The organism is Ensifer sp. LC384 (genome assembly GCF_001695865.1).
Classification (GTDB): Bacteria; Pseudomonadota; Alphaproteobacteria; order Rhizobiales; family Rhizobiaceae; genus Ensifer.
In genome coordinates this window covers 30,725-44,283 of sequence record NZ_MBST01000006.1, presented here as the reverse complement: position 1 = coordinate 44,283, position 13,559 = coordinate 30,725, and the positions used below count along the sequence as shown (strand labels likewise).

Here is a 13,559-nt window from a genome sequence, read left to right as displayed (position 1 = left end):
GCGATCGATGGGGGCTGTGACAACCAGACGAGGATTGTTGCTCGGCCGGCAGGCAGACAGAAGGCGCATCTTGCCGCCGGGTGTCACGCTTGAAAGCTTGACATCGTGCACCGGTTGCGGCCGCTGCGTGGAACAGTGTCCCACGCACATCATCTCGCTTATGGACGAGCGTCCGTCGCTCGATTTTTCAGGCGGTGAATGCACGTTCTGCGGCGATTGCGCACGGGCCTGTCCAGAGCCGGTATTCGCGGTGGAGGGCGCGGCGCGGCTTGCCCATGTCGTTGCCATCGCCGACGGCTGCCTCGCGAAAAACAACGTCGCCTGCCAATCCTGCCGCGATGGCTGTCCGCAACAGGCGATCCGCTTTCGGCCTCGGACCGGTGGGCCGTTCCTGCCGGAGGTGGACGTCGACAGTTGCAGCGGGTGTGGTGCCTGTATCGGGGTCTGCCCGGTCGGCGCCATCGGCATCGCCCAGCGGCTTGAGGAGGGCGTCCATGCCTGATGTCCCCCGGCAATATCATATCTCAAGCGCTGTCGTCGTCGCTCTTCCGGCGATGAAGAGTGCCGTGCTTGCGGCGCTGGCGCGCATGGAAAATGTCGAGGTCTACGGACATGAGGGCGGCAAGATCGTCGTCGTCATCGAGGGAACGACTACCGGCATGCTTGGTGAATGCCTGTCGACGATCTCCGCGCTTGAAGGCGTGGTGGCGGCCAACATGGTGTTCGAACATGTCGAAACGGAAGGAGGGACGGACGATGACCACCGAACTGACGCGGCGTGATATCCTGAAGGCGCATGCGGCCGGCATCGCCGCCGCCACCGCCGGCATTGCCATGCCCGCAGCCGCTCAACCTGTACCCGGCGGTATCAGCGCGCTCGAGATCAAGTGGTCGAAGGCGCCCTGTCGCTTCTGCGGCACCGGCTGCGGCGTGATGGTCGGGGTCAAGGAGGGGCAGGTCGTTGCCACCCATGGCGACATGCAGGCCGAGGTCAACCGCGGCCTCAACTGCATCAAAGGCTATTTCCTCTCCAAGATCATGTACGGCTCCGACCGGCTGAAGACGCCGCTGCTGCGCAAGCTGAACGGCGCCTACAACAAGGACGGCGAGTTCGAGCCGGTGAGTTGGGACGAGGCCTTCAACGTGATGGCCGAGCAGTGCAAGAAGGTACTGAAGGAAAAGGGATCGACGGCTGTCGGCATGTTCGGTTCCGGCCAGTGGACCATCTTCGAGGGCTATGCGGCAACGAAGCTGATGCGGGCTGGTTTCCGCTCGAACAATCTCGACCCCAATGCCCGCCATTGCATGGCTTCGGCGGCCTATGCCTTCATGCGCACCTTCGGCATGGACGAGCCGATGGGCTGCTACGACGACTTCGAGCATGCGGACGCCTTCGTGCTCTGGGGCTCGAACATGGCCGAGATGCATCCGATCCTCTGGACAAGGCTTGCCGACCGTCGCCTGGGCCAGCCGCATGTGAAGGTGGCGGTCCTGTCGACCTTCACCCACCGTAGCATGGACCTCGCCGATATTCCTGTCGTCTTCAAGCCCGGTACCGATCTGGCGATCCTCAACTACATCGCCAATTACATCATCGAGAAGGGGCGGGTGAACGAGGACTTCGTCCAGAAGCACACCACCTTCATGCGCGGCGTCACCGACATCGGCTATGGCCTGCGCCCGGACAATCCGATCGAGGTCAAGGCGGCCAACTCGTCCGACCCCGGCAAGATGGAGCCGATGGACTACGAGGCGTTCAAAGCCTTCGTGTCGGAATACACCCTGAAGAAGACGGCCGAACTGACCGGCGTCGATCCGGCCTTTCTGGAGGAGCTGGCGGAGCTTTATGCCGATCCGCAGCGCAAGGTCATGTCGCTGTGGACCATGGGCTTCAACCAGCATGTGCGGGGCGTCTGGGCGAACCAGATGGTCTACAATATCCACCTTCTGACCGGAAAGATTTCGGAACCCGGCAACAGCCCGTTCTCGCTGACGGGGCAGCCGTCCGCCTGCGGCACGGCGCGCGAGGTCGGCACCTTCGCTCACCGTCTGCCCGCAGACATGACCGTGACCAATCCGGAGCACCGCAAACACGCCGAGGAGATCTGGCGCATTCCACATGGAATCATCCCGGAAAAGCCCGGCTATCACGCCGTCGAGCAGGACCGGATGCTGAAGGACGGCAAGCTCAGCTTCTACTGGGTCCAGGTCAACAACAACGTCCAGGCGGCCCCCAACACCAGCAACGAAACCTACCAGGGCTATCGGAATCCGGAGAATTTCATCGTCGTCTCGGATGCCTATCCGACGATCACGGCGATGAGCGCCGACCTCATCCTTCCAGCGGCGATGTGGGTGGAAAAGGAGGGGGCCTATGGCAACGCCGAGCGGCGGACCCATGTCTGGCATCAACTGGTGCAGGCGCCGGGCGAGGCCCGCTCAGACCTCTGGCAGATGGTCGAGTTCTCCAAGCGCTTCGTCACCGACGAAGTCTGGCCCGCCGAAATCCTTGCGGCCAATCCGGAGTTCAGGGGTAAGACGCTGCATGACGTCCTGTTCCAGAACGGCGAGGTCAATCGTTTCCCATTGAGCGAAGTCAGAGGCGACTACGCCAACAACGAGGCCGAAGCCTTCGGCTTCTATATCCAGAAGGGGCTGTTCGAGGAATACGCCACCTTCGGCCGCGGACATGGGCACGATCTGGCGCCCTATGACCGCTATCATGAGGAGCGTGGCCTGCGCTGGCCAGTAGTCGACGGCAAGGAGACCCGCTGGCGCTATCGCGAGGGCTACGACCCCTATGTCAAAGCCGGCGAGGGCGTCAAATTCTACGGCCGCCCGGACGGCAAGGCGGTCATTCTCGCCGTGCCCTACGAGCCGCCGGCCGAATCGCCCGACGACGAATTCGACCTCTGGCTGGTGACGGGTCGGGTGCTCGAACACTGGCATTCGGGTTCGATGACAATGCGCGTGCCGGAGCTCTATCGCGCGTTTCCCGGCGCCCGCTGTTTCATGAACGCGGACGATGCCCGCAAACGCGGCATCAATCAGGGGGCGGAAGTGCGGATCGTGTCGCGTCGCGGCGAAATCCGCTCGCGCATCGACACGCGCGGACGCAATCGCATGCCGCCCGGCGTGATCTTCGTGCCCTGGTTCGATGCAAGCCAGCTGATCAACAAAGTGACACTCGACGCAACGGATCCCATCTCCAAACAGACGGATTTCAAAAAATGCGCAGTCAAGATCGTCTCCGTCGCTTGAAGCGACCAGAATGGATGGTTGTTGCCATTGGCATCGCGCTGTTTGCCGCGACGACGGCGATTGCCCAGGTCGTCCAGCAAATGGTGCCGCAGCTTGAAGGTCCGACACCGCAGATGGAAACCGGGGCTGCCGCGACCTTGCCGAAATGGGTGGTCGACGACAAGCGCAAGATGCGCGCCTATCCGGACCAGCCGCCGATCATCCCGCATTCGATCGAGGGCTACCAGCTTTCAGTCAATACCAATCGCTGCCTCTCCTGCCACAAGCGCGAGTTCACGCAGGATAGCGGCGCGCCGATGATCAGCGTGACACATTACATGACGCGCGATGGGCAGATGATCGCCGACGTTTCGCCGCGGCGCTATTTCTGCACGGCGTGCCATGTGCCGCAGGCGGATGTTCGCCCGCTGGTCGACAATGTCTTCAGGGACATGAGTGAACTTGGCGTCAAGCCGGCCGGAAGCGAGTGAGCCCATGGAGCGGATCCGAAGACTTGTCCTATGGGCGTGGCGACTTGTCAGCACGCCGGCGGGAACGCTGAGCCTTGGTTTTTTGACGCTGGGCGGCTTCATTGGCGGCGTGATGTTCTGGGGGGCCTTCAATACGGCGCTCGAGATCACCAATACGGAGAAGTTCTGCACCTCCTGTCACGAGATGAAGGACAATGTCTATGAGGAACTGACGCGCACGATCCATTTCTCCAACCGTTCCGGCGTGCGCGCGTCCTGTCCCGACTGCCATGTACCGCACCAGTGGACCGACAAGATCGCCCGCAAGATGCAGGCGTCGAAGGAGGTCTGGGGCAAGATCTTCGGTACCATCAACACACGCCCCAAATTTCTCGAAAAGCGGCTCGAGCTGGCCCAGCACGAGTGGGCCCGGCTGAAGGCGAACGACAGCCTGGAATGCCGCAACTGCCATTCCTCCGTTGCCATGGACCTGCAGAAGCAGACGGAGCGTGCGGCCACCATTCACACGCGCTATCTGCTGTCCGGCAAGGCGACCTGCATCGACTGCCACAAGGGCATCGCACACGAACTGCCGAACATGCAGGGCATCGATCCCGGCTGGAAGATGCCGAAGGAGCTTGAAGGCACAAGCACGACGGGCATGACGCCGATCGACGATCTTCGCCGAGCGATGATGGAGCTGCACGCCAGCAACCTCTGATCGTCGCTTCCGGCAAAAGTGCCGTGAAGGCATTGATCCCTCAGGCGGTCGGCCTGGTGATGATGAAGAGGGCCGGGAGCAGCATCGCCGCGGCGACGACCGCCGCGAGGGACAGGCTCGGTTTGCTGGCAATGCAGAAAAAGACGAAGCTCGTGACCATCAGGGCGACGGCGGCGGTCTTTGCCCGTGCCGGTATCGCACCTTTATCCCGCCACAGCCGCAAGGAGGGGCCGAGGGTCGGGTGCTCCAGCAGCCAGCGTTCAAGTCGCGGCGACGCGCGAGCAAACAGGCCCGCCGCCAGGAGCAGAAAGGGTGTGGTTGGCAAGACGGGCAGAAAGATGCCGGCGATGGCAAAGCCGACCATCAACCATCCGAGACCAAGACAGAGCAGCCGAAGAGGAAGGTTCATATGTGCTCTCCGCGCCAGGTCAGTTTTCGGAACACGTTGATATCGCTGCCGCTTCTTTCTGGCCGAGTACCGGATCCTGCGGCCAGCGCCGAAGCGCTTCCGCGCCCAGTTCTGTCAACGCGTAGACGCCGCGGTCGACACGTTCGAACCATCCATAGACATTGCCGAGCAGGATCTTGGCGGCATCGGGTGCAGCTTCGCGCAGGTCGCGCGGGCGCAGACGGCCTTTCTGCAAAGCGGCGGCGCAGGCAAGCGCCTGCTGGCGGTAGGCGGTCATGATCGGCGCGCGCGAGCCACCGCCGAGCGTCGGGTCGCCCTTGCGACGGCGGTGCTCCTTGATGAGACGCGCTCTCTTTTTCGGGTTCTTGCGCGGCATGGCAGCGGATGCTGCGACAATCACATCGACCGCACCATTGTCGGCGACGGCGAGCATGCCGAAGCCGAGCCGGCGGCAGAGATCGCGAAAGCGGCGATCGCTTTCCCGTCCCTTGCCCTTGGCCGAGACGCGCGCTGCGATCCAAACTTCGTCACCGGCATTGGCTCGATCCACTGCCTGTAATACCAGTTCCAGATTGTACGTCAGCTTGAGTTCGCAGATGACGACGAGCGGCGGCTCGTCATCGCTGAGCGCAAGGATATCGCAGCCTCCGATCTCGCCCTTTACGGAGTAGCCCGCTTCTTCGAGGAAGCGCTTGATCGGAAGATAGAGTGTTGTCTCCAAGCGGATGGGTTCCTGGCGAGGTCGAAGGCGGTTCGTCTTGGCAAACGCCGCCGTCGTCGTTTGTTTCGGCAAGGTAGAGCGGTTGCCCCGACATGCAGATATCCCCGATCCGGGACTTTGTCATCCGGTTGGCTGTTCGCAGCGCGGTGGTACGTTGTGCTTCGTCTTAACTTTATGGTGTGCTAATATTGCTGCGTGGGAGGCCTTCGCCGCAAGGCCCCCGGTATCCGAGGCTTTGACGACAGATGTTGCGAATCCTCATTTTGTTGCTGTCGCTGATTTCGATATTCGTGTTTCCAGCCGCGTCCGCGCCAGAAACCGAGCGGGTTGTCTTGGTGCTGCATCTCAAGGGCGCGATCGGCCCGGCAACGGCTGAATATATCAGGCGTGGATTGCAGAGGGCCAATGATCGGCAGCTGCCGCTTGCCGTTCTTGAAATGGATACGCCCGGTGGTCTCGATACCTCGATGCGCGAGATCATCCAGGCGATTCTCGCATCTTCGGTGCCGGTGGCGAGTTTTGTTGCCCCAAGTGGAGCGCGCGCCGCAAGCGCAGGTACCTATATCCTCTATGCAAGCCATATCGCCGCCATGGCGCCGGGAACCAATCTCGGAGCTGCGACACCGATAGCCATCGGCGGAGACATGTTCGGCGGACAAAAGGATGAGCGCGCCGACGAGAGCGACAAAGACAAAGCCGCCAAGCCGCAGCCAACGCAGACCGCGAGCGAAGCCAAGCTCGTCAACGATGCTGTGGCCTATATCCGCGGACTTGCCGAGTTGCGGGGGCGCAATGCCGATTGGGCCGAGCGGGCCGTCCGCGAGGCGGAAAGCCTGTCGGCAGCGGCTGCCGTTCAACAGAAGGTCGTCGATTTCACTGCTGTTTCCGTCGACGATCTGCTGAAACAGGCGCAGGGACGGACTGTCCGTATCGGGGAAGCGGATGTGGTCCTCGAAACCGCAGGTCTCATGCCAGAGGATTTCGTGCCGGATTGGCGGACGCGGCTGCTATCGGTCATAACGGACCCGAACATTGCGGTCATTCTGATGATCATCGGCATCTATGGACTGATCTTCGAGTTCCTGACACCAGGATCCGTGGTGCCCGGCACCGTCGGTGGGATAAGCCTGCTGCTCGGTCTCTACGCGTTGGCCGTTCTGCCGGTCAGCTATGCCGGTGTCGGGTTGATACTGCTCGGCATGGGCCTGTTGGTTGCGGAGGCACATGCGCCTTCTCTCGGCGTGCTCGGCGTCGGCGGCGCCCTGGCGCTGGTGCTCGGTGCGGCAATTCTCTTCGATACCGAGACACCGGGGCTGCAGGTGTCCTGGCCCGTTCTGGCCGGGCTTGGCATTGCCAGCCTCGGCTTCAGCGCACTGGTCGGTCGTCTTGCGTTCGGTTCCCGCCGCCGTGCGGTCGTCACCGGCGGTGAGCAGATGATCGGAATCCCGGGCAAGGTCGATAGTTGGACCGGCGCCAGCGGCTATGTCATTGCCCACGGCGAGCGCTGGCAGGCCGTCAGCAGCCAGGCGTTGGATGCGGGCGAAAATGTGAAGGTTATAGGCCGTAACGGGCTGACGCTTGAGGTCGCGCGCGACGAGGCAAAGGGCTGACGCACGTGGTAGAAGGAGCAAAGATCATGGACATGTTCGGGAGCCTTGCTCCCTATCTCGCGATCCTGTTGTTCGTCCTGATCGTCATCGCCTATGCGATCCGGATCCTGCGCGAATACGAACGCGGTGTTGTCTTTACCCTCGGCCGCTTCACGGGCGTGAAAGGGCCGGGGCTGATCCTGCTTCTTCCCTATGTCCAGCAGATGGTGCGGGTCGATCTGAGAACCCGCGTGCTCGACGTTCCCAGCCAGGACGTCATCTCGCATGACAACGTTTCGGTCCGCGTCAGCGCGGTTATTTATTTCCGGGTGATCGATGCCGAAAAATCGACGATCCAGGTCGAGGATTTCATGATGGCGACCAGCCAGCTCGCCCAGACGACGTTGCGCTCGGTGCTTGGCAAGCACGACCTCGACGAGATGCTGGCGGAGCGCGACCGGCTGAACGAAGATATCCAGAAGATCCTCGACAGCCAGACAGACGCCTGGGGCATCAAGGTGGCCACGGTCGAGATCAAGCATGTCGACATCAACGAAAGCATGGTCCGCGCCATCGCACGCCAGGCGGAGGCGGAGCGGGAACGTCGCGCCAAGGTCATCAACGCCGAGGGCGAACAGCAGGCGGCAGCCAAACTGCTCGAGGCCGCCGAAATCCTTGCCCGGCAACCTCAAGCCATGCAGCTGCGCTATCTCAGCACCTTGAACGTGATCGCTGGGGAAAAGAACTCGACGATCGTGTTCCCGTTCCCGATGGAGCTCGTCAATCTGTTGACGGCCAAAGTCGACAAGCCGGCGAGCTGATCGCGTTCGGAGCGTCGATCGTCAGGCTGCCTTGCTTTCCAGTCGCGCGACCTTGAGCAGGTCTTCGATCGCACCCGGTGCTGCGACCAGGACGGCGCTTCCCCGGGTCAGGGCTTCGCCCCGTGTCGGGAAGGGCAGCGACCAACCGCCCGCTTCGTTGACCAGGCAATAGCCGGCCAGGCAATCCCAGGCATGCATGTAGGGCTCGTAGTAGCCGACGAGCCGGCCGGCGGCCACATAGGCAATCATCAGCGCGCCCGAACCGTTGCGCATGAAATTGCCGCCGGCTGCAAGAAGGCGCTCGACGATCCCGGCCACTTCGGCCGGCGTCACGTGATTGTTGGCGCCAAGACCGGTCACGGCGTCGCGGATCGTCCGTGTCGCGTCGAGGCGCAGGGTCTTGCCGTTGAGCGTCGCACCGAGGCCGGTCGCGGCGGCGTAGAGTTCATCGTGGCACGGCGACTGGATCACGCCGATCACGGGTTTGTCCGCATGCAGCACGGCGATCGAGATGCACCAGTTGGGCATGCCGTTGACAAAGGGCGTGGTTCCATCGATCGGATCGATTACCCAGGTAAAGCCCGAAGTGCCGCCGATGAGGCCGTGTTCTTCGCCGAGCGCGCCGTCGTCGGGGAAAGCGGCGCTGATGCGGTCACGGATCAGCGTCTCGACGTTCCGGTCGGCGATCGAGACGACGTCATGGGCGTCAGCCTTGGTCTCGATCACCAGCGTTTCGCGCTTGAGGAAATAGTCGTGAGCAAGGCGTCCGGCTTCCCCGGCGATGGTCTTGGCGAGCGCGAAGCGGGCTTCAAGGCCCGCGATTGGCGAAGTCATGCAATGGTCCTTCCTGTATCGGTCTCGAAAAATCATACGCTACAGCGCCGCGCGTCAGATATGACGCGCAAAAGACGCTGTAACGCTCTAAATTTGCTGCATAATTTCGCCCTAAAATCGATCCAGATTTGAGGAATTATGCAGTAATCAAAGCAAGGCCGCGGTTGCGGAAGCCGATGGCGACTTCGGTGGAGGGAGATAACATCTCCTCGATCGCCTCATGAACTACAAATAGCAGCCCTGTTGGCGTTTCAACCTCGTATTCGATGTGGCCGCCGAGATAGGCCGCAGTGCTGATAGTACCGGGCAGCGCAGCACCTGTCGCGGGCGTCAGCGTCACGGCATTGGGGCGCACGGCGAGCTTCGACGGGCCGGGCCGAGCATCGCGCGACGGCAGCCGATGTTCGAGCCCGCCGACGCGGATGGTGGCAAGGCCGGCATCGGACGCGGTGATTTCGCACGGCAGCACATTGGCCTCGCCCATGAAGTCGGCGATGAAGGCGGATGCCGGTGCCTCGTAGAGTTCGCGCGGCGCGCCTTCCTGCGCAATCTCGCCGTCCTTCATCACGATGATCCGGTCGGAGACGGCAAGCGCCTCGTCCTGGTCGTGGGTGACGTAGACGGCAGTAAAACCGAGCCGCTGCTGCAACTCGCGGATTTCGGTGCGCACCCGACGGCGCAGCCGCGCATCGAGGTTGGAGAGCGGTTCGTCGAGGAGCAGCACCTGCGGCTCGAGCGCCAGCGCGCGGGCGACGGCAACACGCTGCTGCTGCCCGCCTGACAGCTCGGCCGGCAACCGCTGGCCGAGGCCGCCGAGGCCGACGAGCTTCAGGCCCTCTTCCGCCCGGTCGCGTGCCTCCTTCTTCTTCATGCCGGAGGATTCCAGGCCGTAGGCGACGTTGTCGAGCGAGGTCATGTGTGGGAACAGCGCGTAGGACTGAAACACCATCGACACGTCGCGCTCGTTGGCCGGTAGCATGGTCACGTCCTTGCCGCCGATCAGGATTTTGCCGGCGGTCGGATGTTCGAGGCCCGCAAGCATGCGCAGGGTTGTGGTCTTGCCGCAACCGGACGGGCCGAGCAGGGTGACGAGAGTGCCGGGTTCGATGGTCAGCGAAAGGTCGTGGATGGCGGTGAAGGCGCCGAACTGCTTGCGCACGTTCTGGAAGACGACCGAGCCGGTGCGCGGTGTGGTCATTTGAGTGCTCATGCGGGGTTCTCCTGGGAAAGGTTTTTGGCGACAGCACGGGCCGGAGCCGCGCCGAAGACGCGGTTCTCCCGTCTCAGCTTGCGCTCGCCGACAAGTAATTGCAGGCCGGTGATGACCGTGATCATCACCACGATAAGGGCCGAAGAATAGGCGATCGCCACGCCGAACTCGCCGTTTTCGACGAGGCCGACGATATAGGACGTCGCCATGTTGTATTCGGCGCTGACGAGGAAGACGACGGCGCTGATCGACGTGATTGCCCGCACGAAGGAATAGACGAGGGCGGCGACGATGGCCGGCCGCAGCAGCGGCAGGATCACCTTGCGCAGCGTGCGCAAGCTGGTTGCCCGCAGCGTCAGCGACGCCTCGTCCAGGCTCTTGTCAAGCTGGCTCATCGCCGCGATGCCGCCGCGAACGCCGACGGGCATGTTGCGGAAGACGAAGCAGGCAACCAGGATCAGCGCCGTGCCGGTCATTTCGAGCGGCGGCAGGTTGAAGGCGATGATGTAGCTGATGCCGATAACGGTGCCGGGAATGGCAAAACTCAACATCAGGGCGAACTCGAAGATGTCCCGTCCGGCAAAACGCTGCCGGACGATCAGGTAGGCGGTCAGAAGCCCGACCAGGGCCGTCAGCGGCGCGGAGATCAGCGAGATCTCCATCGTCGTCCAGAACGAATTCCAGGCGACACCGGTCCAGGCGATGGCGCCATCGGCGATCGAGATCGAGAAGGCTTTGACGTAGTGCTCGAGCGTCAGCGAGTTGTCGAGACCCCAGGTCTTCACGAAGCCGCCGAACAGGATCATGCCGTAGACGACGAGCGTGAAGATCATCCACGGAATGACGACGGCATGGACGGCGATCGAGAGCGGACGCGGCAGGGCGATATGGGATCCGGAATCGCCCTTGCCGGTGACGGTCGAGTAATTTTTGCCCGCGAGCCAATAGCGCTGAGCCAGGAACGCCGACAGGGTGAAGCACAACAGGATGATGGCGAGCACGGCGGCGCGTGATGGATCGTTCTGCGCTCCGACGACGGCGAAGAAAATTTCGGTCGAAAGCACCCCGTGGCTGCCGCCGAGCACCAACGGATTGCCGAAATCGGCCATGCTCTCGATGAAACCGATCAGGAAGGCGTTGGCGAGACCGGGCTTCATCAGCGGCAGCGACACGTTCCAGAATGTCCGCCAACGATCGGCCCGCAACGTCTGCGATGCCTCTTCCATCGATGGGCTGACGCCCTCGACGACGCCAATCAGCACGAGGAAGGAAATCGGGGTGAAGGAAAGGACCTGCGCGATCCAGATGCCGGTCAGGCCGTAGAGCCAACGCCCCGGCTCGATGCCGAAGGCGTCCGACAGGAACTCCGTAATGACACCGGCGCGACCGAAGAGCAGGGTCAGCGCCAGGCCGATGACGAAGGGTGGCGTGATGATCGGCAGGATCGTCAACAGGCGCATGCCCTTCTTGAAGGGGAAGCGGGTGCGTGTCGCGACAAGCGCGAAGGCGAGGCCGAGCAATGTCGAGCCGGACGCAGTCAACAGCGCCAGCCACAGCGTGCGCCATGCAACGCCGCAGCGCTCGCCGCCGGTGACGCAGCCAAGGCTCCAGATCGAGCCGTCCTGGATGTTGCGCAGGAAGCCGTCCGGCTTGAACGAACCGTCAAAATCCTGGACGGAGGCTGCAAACATGCTGCCGACGGGATAGAAGACGAAGACGACGACGAGGCAGACGAGCAGCGAGATGGCTGCCACGATGAAGGCGTCGCCCTTCATGACGCCGCGCTCGGCCAGGCCAAATGCGAAGAGCAGAATGAAGGCGAGGGAGGCCAGAACGGCGCCGGCGCCCATCGATGGCTGTCCGTCGTTGAGTGGTCCAAAAAGGCTTTCGCTGATGGTCCACGTCCAGCCAGTGAAGCCGATCGCCAGACCCTGGAACGCGATGAAGACAAGGCCGATTGCGCCGGCTGCCGCCAACACTAACCCGCGACGGGCCGGGTCGCGAACGAACCGGGCGGCTGCACAGACGCCGAGCAGTACGAGCGCGACGACGAGCCATGGCCGTCCGTGGGCAAAGATTTGCGCGAGGCCGGGTGCCACGGCAGTATCGGAGGGAAAGCTGGAAAGCCAGCCGAGGCCGAAGAAGCCTCCCTCGATGCGGTACCAGGGCACAGCCATGAATGCGGCCAGCCCAAGCCCGAGTGTGAGGTCGAGCCTACGGTTGCGATGTTCCATCACGGTCCTCGCGTCTCTTCAATATTGGAATGTCGATCTGTTGCAGGGCCGGCTGGTGGGCAGCCGGAAGCGCCAGCGGTCTTTCGAGATGCAACCGACCGGATCGTTCGGCCCGGCCGGTCGCACGTCGAATGGCGTCAGTTGGCGCTGGCGCCGACTTCGCGGTCCCAACGCTCAAGCAGAGCCTTGCGCTTTTCGGAATCGCCATAGGTGGCGAAGTCGTAGTCGATCAGCTTGATATCCTCGAACTTCGGTGCTTCCTTCGGCACTTCCGCGCTTTTGTTGGACGGCAGCTGGAAGGACTTGGCATCCTTCATGCGCGACTGAACCTCTGCCTTCAGCGCCCAGTCGTACCAGGCCTTGGCATTGTCCAGGTTCTTGGCGCCACGGATGATCGACATCGAGCCGATCTCGTAGCCGGTGCCCTCGCAAGGCGCGATCGCCTTGATCGGGAAGCCTTCGGCCGTCTGGGCGACGGCGTCATGCATGAAGACGATGCCGAGGCCGGCCTCGCCGCGTGCGGCCGACTTGACCGGCGCCGAGCCCGATTTGGTATATTGCGCAACGTTGGCGTTGAGCTTCTTCAGGTAGTCGAACGCCTGGTCTTCGCCCATGATCTGCACCAGCGATGCGAGTGCCGTATAGGCAGTTCCCGACGAGTTCGGGTTTGCCACCTGGATCTCGCCCTTCAGCGAAGCGTCCAGCAGATCGGCCCAGCATTTCGGCTCCTTGAAGCCTTTTTTCTGGAAGATTTCGGTGTTGTATCCCCAGCCGAGCGCGCCGGCATAGACGCCGACCGTGCGGTAGCCCGAGCCTTCGGCCTGCTTCTTGGCCCAATCCTGCAACTGGTCGAGCATCGGCGACTTGTATTCAAGCGTCAGGCCGTCGGATGCCGCCTGCAGATGCGGGTCGCCGGTGCCTGCCCACCAGATATCGGTCTTGGGGTTGCGCGCCTCGGCGCGAACCTTGGCATAGGTTTCGCCGGAAGACAGGCGAACCATGTTGACCTTGATCCCGCTTTCCTTCTCGAAATCGGCGGTCATCTGCTCGCAAATGACGACGTCTGCCGAGCAAATAAGATTGAGACTGCCAGCTGCCTGCGCCTCAGACGCGGCGAATGCTAGGCCGGTTGCGGCGAACGCAACCGAAATGGATACAGCTTTCATAACTTCCTCCCAATGATGCGATGCCTCCACATCGCAGTAATGCAAGCGCGTGCAAGGTGTCACATGGATCGGAATGTTGTCAATCCGGGTCAAATGAAAAGCAGAAAGTTTAACAACTTGGGTTTGATCAAGCTTGCACAGGCT

Annotated in this window: 13 protein-coding genes; 7 read left to right on the top strand and 6 right to left on the bottom strand. The window is 62.4% G+C overall.

The genetic code is table 11. The annotated features are described in order from the left end of the window. Positions 1-7: 7 nt before the first annotated feature. The 5 genes from BC363_RS33325 to BC363_RS07585 are packed head-to-tail and all read left to right on the top strand — an operon-like array spanning position 8 to position 4,431. Positions 8-502, top strand: a complete 495-nt coding sequence (locus BC363_RS33325) for a ferredoxin-type protein NapF (protein ID WP_083223782.1) — start codon at positions 8-10, stop codon at positions 500-502. Next, complete coding sequence (locus BC363_RS07600; protein ID WP_065787451.1) at positions 495-782, top strand: chaperone NapD; 288 nt, start codon at positions 495-497, stop codon at positions 780-782. Before BC363_RS33325 ends, BC363_RS07600 begins: the two co-directional genes overlap by 8 nt. Next, positions 757-3,261 carry a periplasmic nitrate reductase subunit alpha gene (napA, locus tag BC363_RS07595; RefSeq protein WP_065787452.1) on the top strand — a complete coding sequence of 835 codons (2,505 nt, stop codon included), beginning with the start codon at positions 757-759 and terminating at the stop codon, positions 3,259-3,261. Before BC363_RS07600 ends, napA begins: the two co-directional genes overlap by 26 nt. Before the next feature lie 14 nt (positions 3,262-3,275). Then, positions 3,276-3,731, top strand: a complete 456-nt coding sequence (locus BC363_RS07590) for a nitrate reductase cytochrome c-type subunit (RefSeq protein WP_202618547.1) — start codon at positions 3,276-3,278, stop codon at positions 3,729-3,731. Positions 3,732-3,735: 4 nt separating this feature from the next. Next, entirely contained in the window at positions 3,736-4,431 is a 696-nt protein-coding gene (locus BC363_RS07585; RefSeq protein WP_065787454.1) for a NapC/NirT family cytochrome c, read from the top strand. Between the two features lie 40 nt (positions 4,432-4,471). Here the strand turns inward: BC363_RS07585 and BC363_RS07580 are convergent, their stop codons facing one another. After that, the gene (locus BC363_RS07580; RefSeq protein WP_065787455.1) at positions 4,472-4,840 is read right to left on the bottom strand and encodes a YbaN family protein; all 369 of its coding nucleotides are present in this window, start codon (positions 4,838-4,840) and stop codon (positions 4,472-4,474) included. A gap of 19 nt (positions 4,841-4,859) precedes the next feature. After that, complete coding sequence (locus BC363_RS07575) at positions 4,860-5,561, bottom strand: DUF2161 family putative PD-(D/E)XK-type phosphodiesterase (protein WP_065787500.1); 702 nt, start codon at positions 5,559-5,561, stop codon at positions 4,860-4,862. A gap of 245 nt (positions 5,562-5,806) precedes the next feature. Here BC363_RS07575 and BC363_RS07570 point away from each other — a divergent pair, with 245 nt between their 5' ends. Both BC363_RS07570 and BC363_RS07565 read left to right on the top strand, forming a co-directional pair. Then, entirely contained in the window at positions 5,807-7,171 is a 1,365-nt protein-coding gene (locus BC363_RS07570; protein WP_065787456.1) for a nodulation protein NfeD, read from the top strand. Positions 7,172-7,197: 26 nt separating this feature from the next. Continuing rightward, a complete protein-coding gene (locus BC363_RS07565; RefSeq protein ID WP_065787457.1) occupies positions 7,198-7,971 on the top strand; it encodes a slipin family protein in 774 nt (257 codons plus the stop codon). Between the two features lie 21 nt (positions 7,972-7,992). Here the strand turns inward: BC363_RS07565 and BC363_RS07560 are convergent, their stop codons facing one another. From BC363_RS07560 to BC363_RS07545, 4 genes are all read right to left on the bottom strand, one after another. Beyond that, positions 7,993-8,805: an inositol monophosphatase family protein gene (locus BC363_RS07560; protein ID WP_065787458.1), complete on the bottom strand. Its 813-nt coding sequence runs from the start codon at positions 8,803-8,805 to the stop codon at positions 7,993-7,995. Between the two features lie 136 nt (positions 8,806-8,941). Further along, positions 8,942-10,003 (bottom strand): ABC transporter ATP-binding protein, encoded by a 1,062-nt coding sequence (locus tag BC363_RS07555; protein WP_065787459.1) that lies wholly within the window; start codon positions 10,001-10,003, stop codon positions 8,942-8,944. Positions 10,004-10,011: 8 nt separating this feature from the next. Beyond that, positions 10,012-12,249, bottom strand: coding sequence for an iron ABC transporter permease (locus tag BC363_RS07550; RefSeq protein WP_065787460.1), 2,238 nt, complete (start codon positions 12,247-12,249; stop codon positions 10,012-10,014). A 137-nt stretch (positions 12,250-12,386) separates the two neighbouring features. After that, a complete protein-coding gene (locus tag BC363_RS07545) occupies positions 12,387-13,415 on the bottom strand; it encodes an ABC transporter substrate-binding protein (protein ID WP_065787461.1) in 1,029 nt (342 codons plus the stop codon). Positions 13,416-13,559 lie beyond the last annotated feature (144 nt).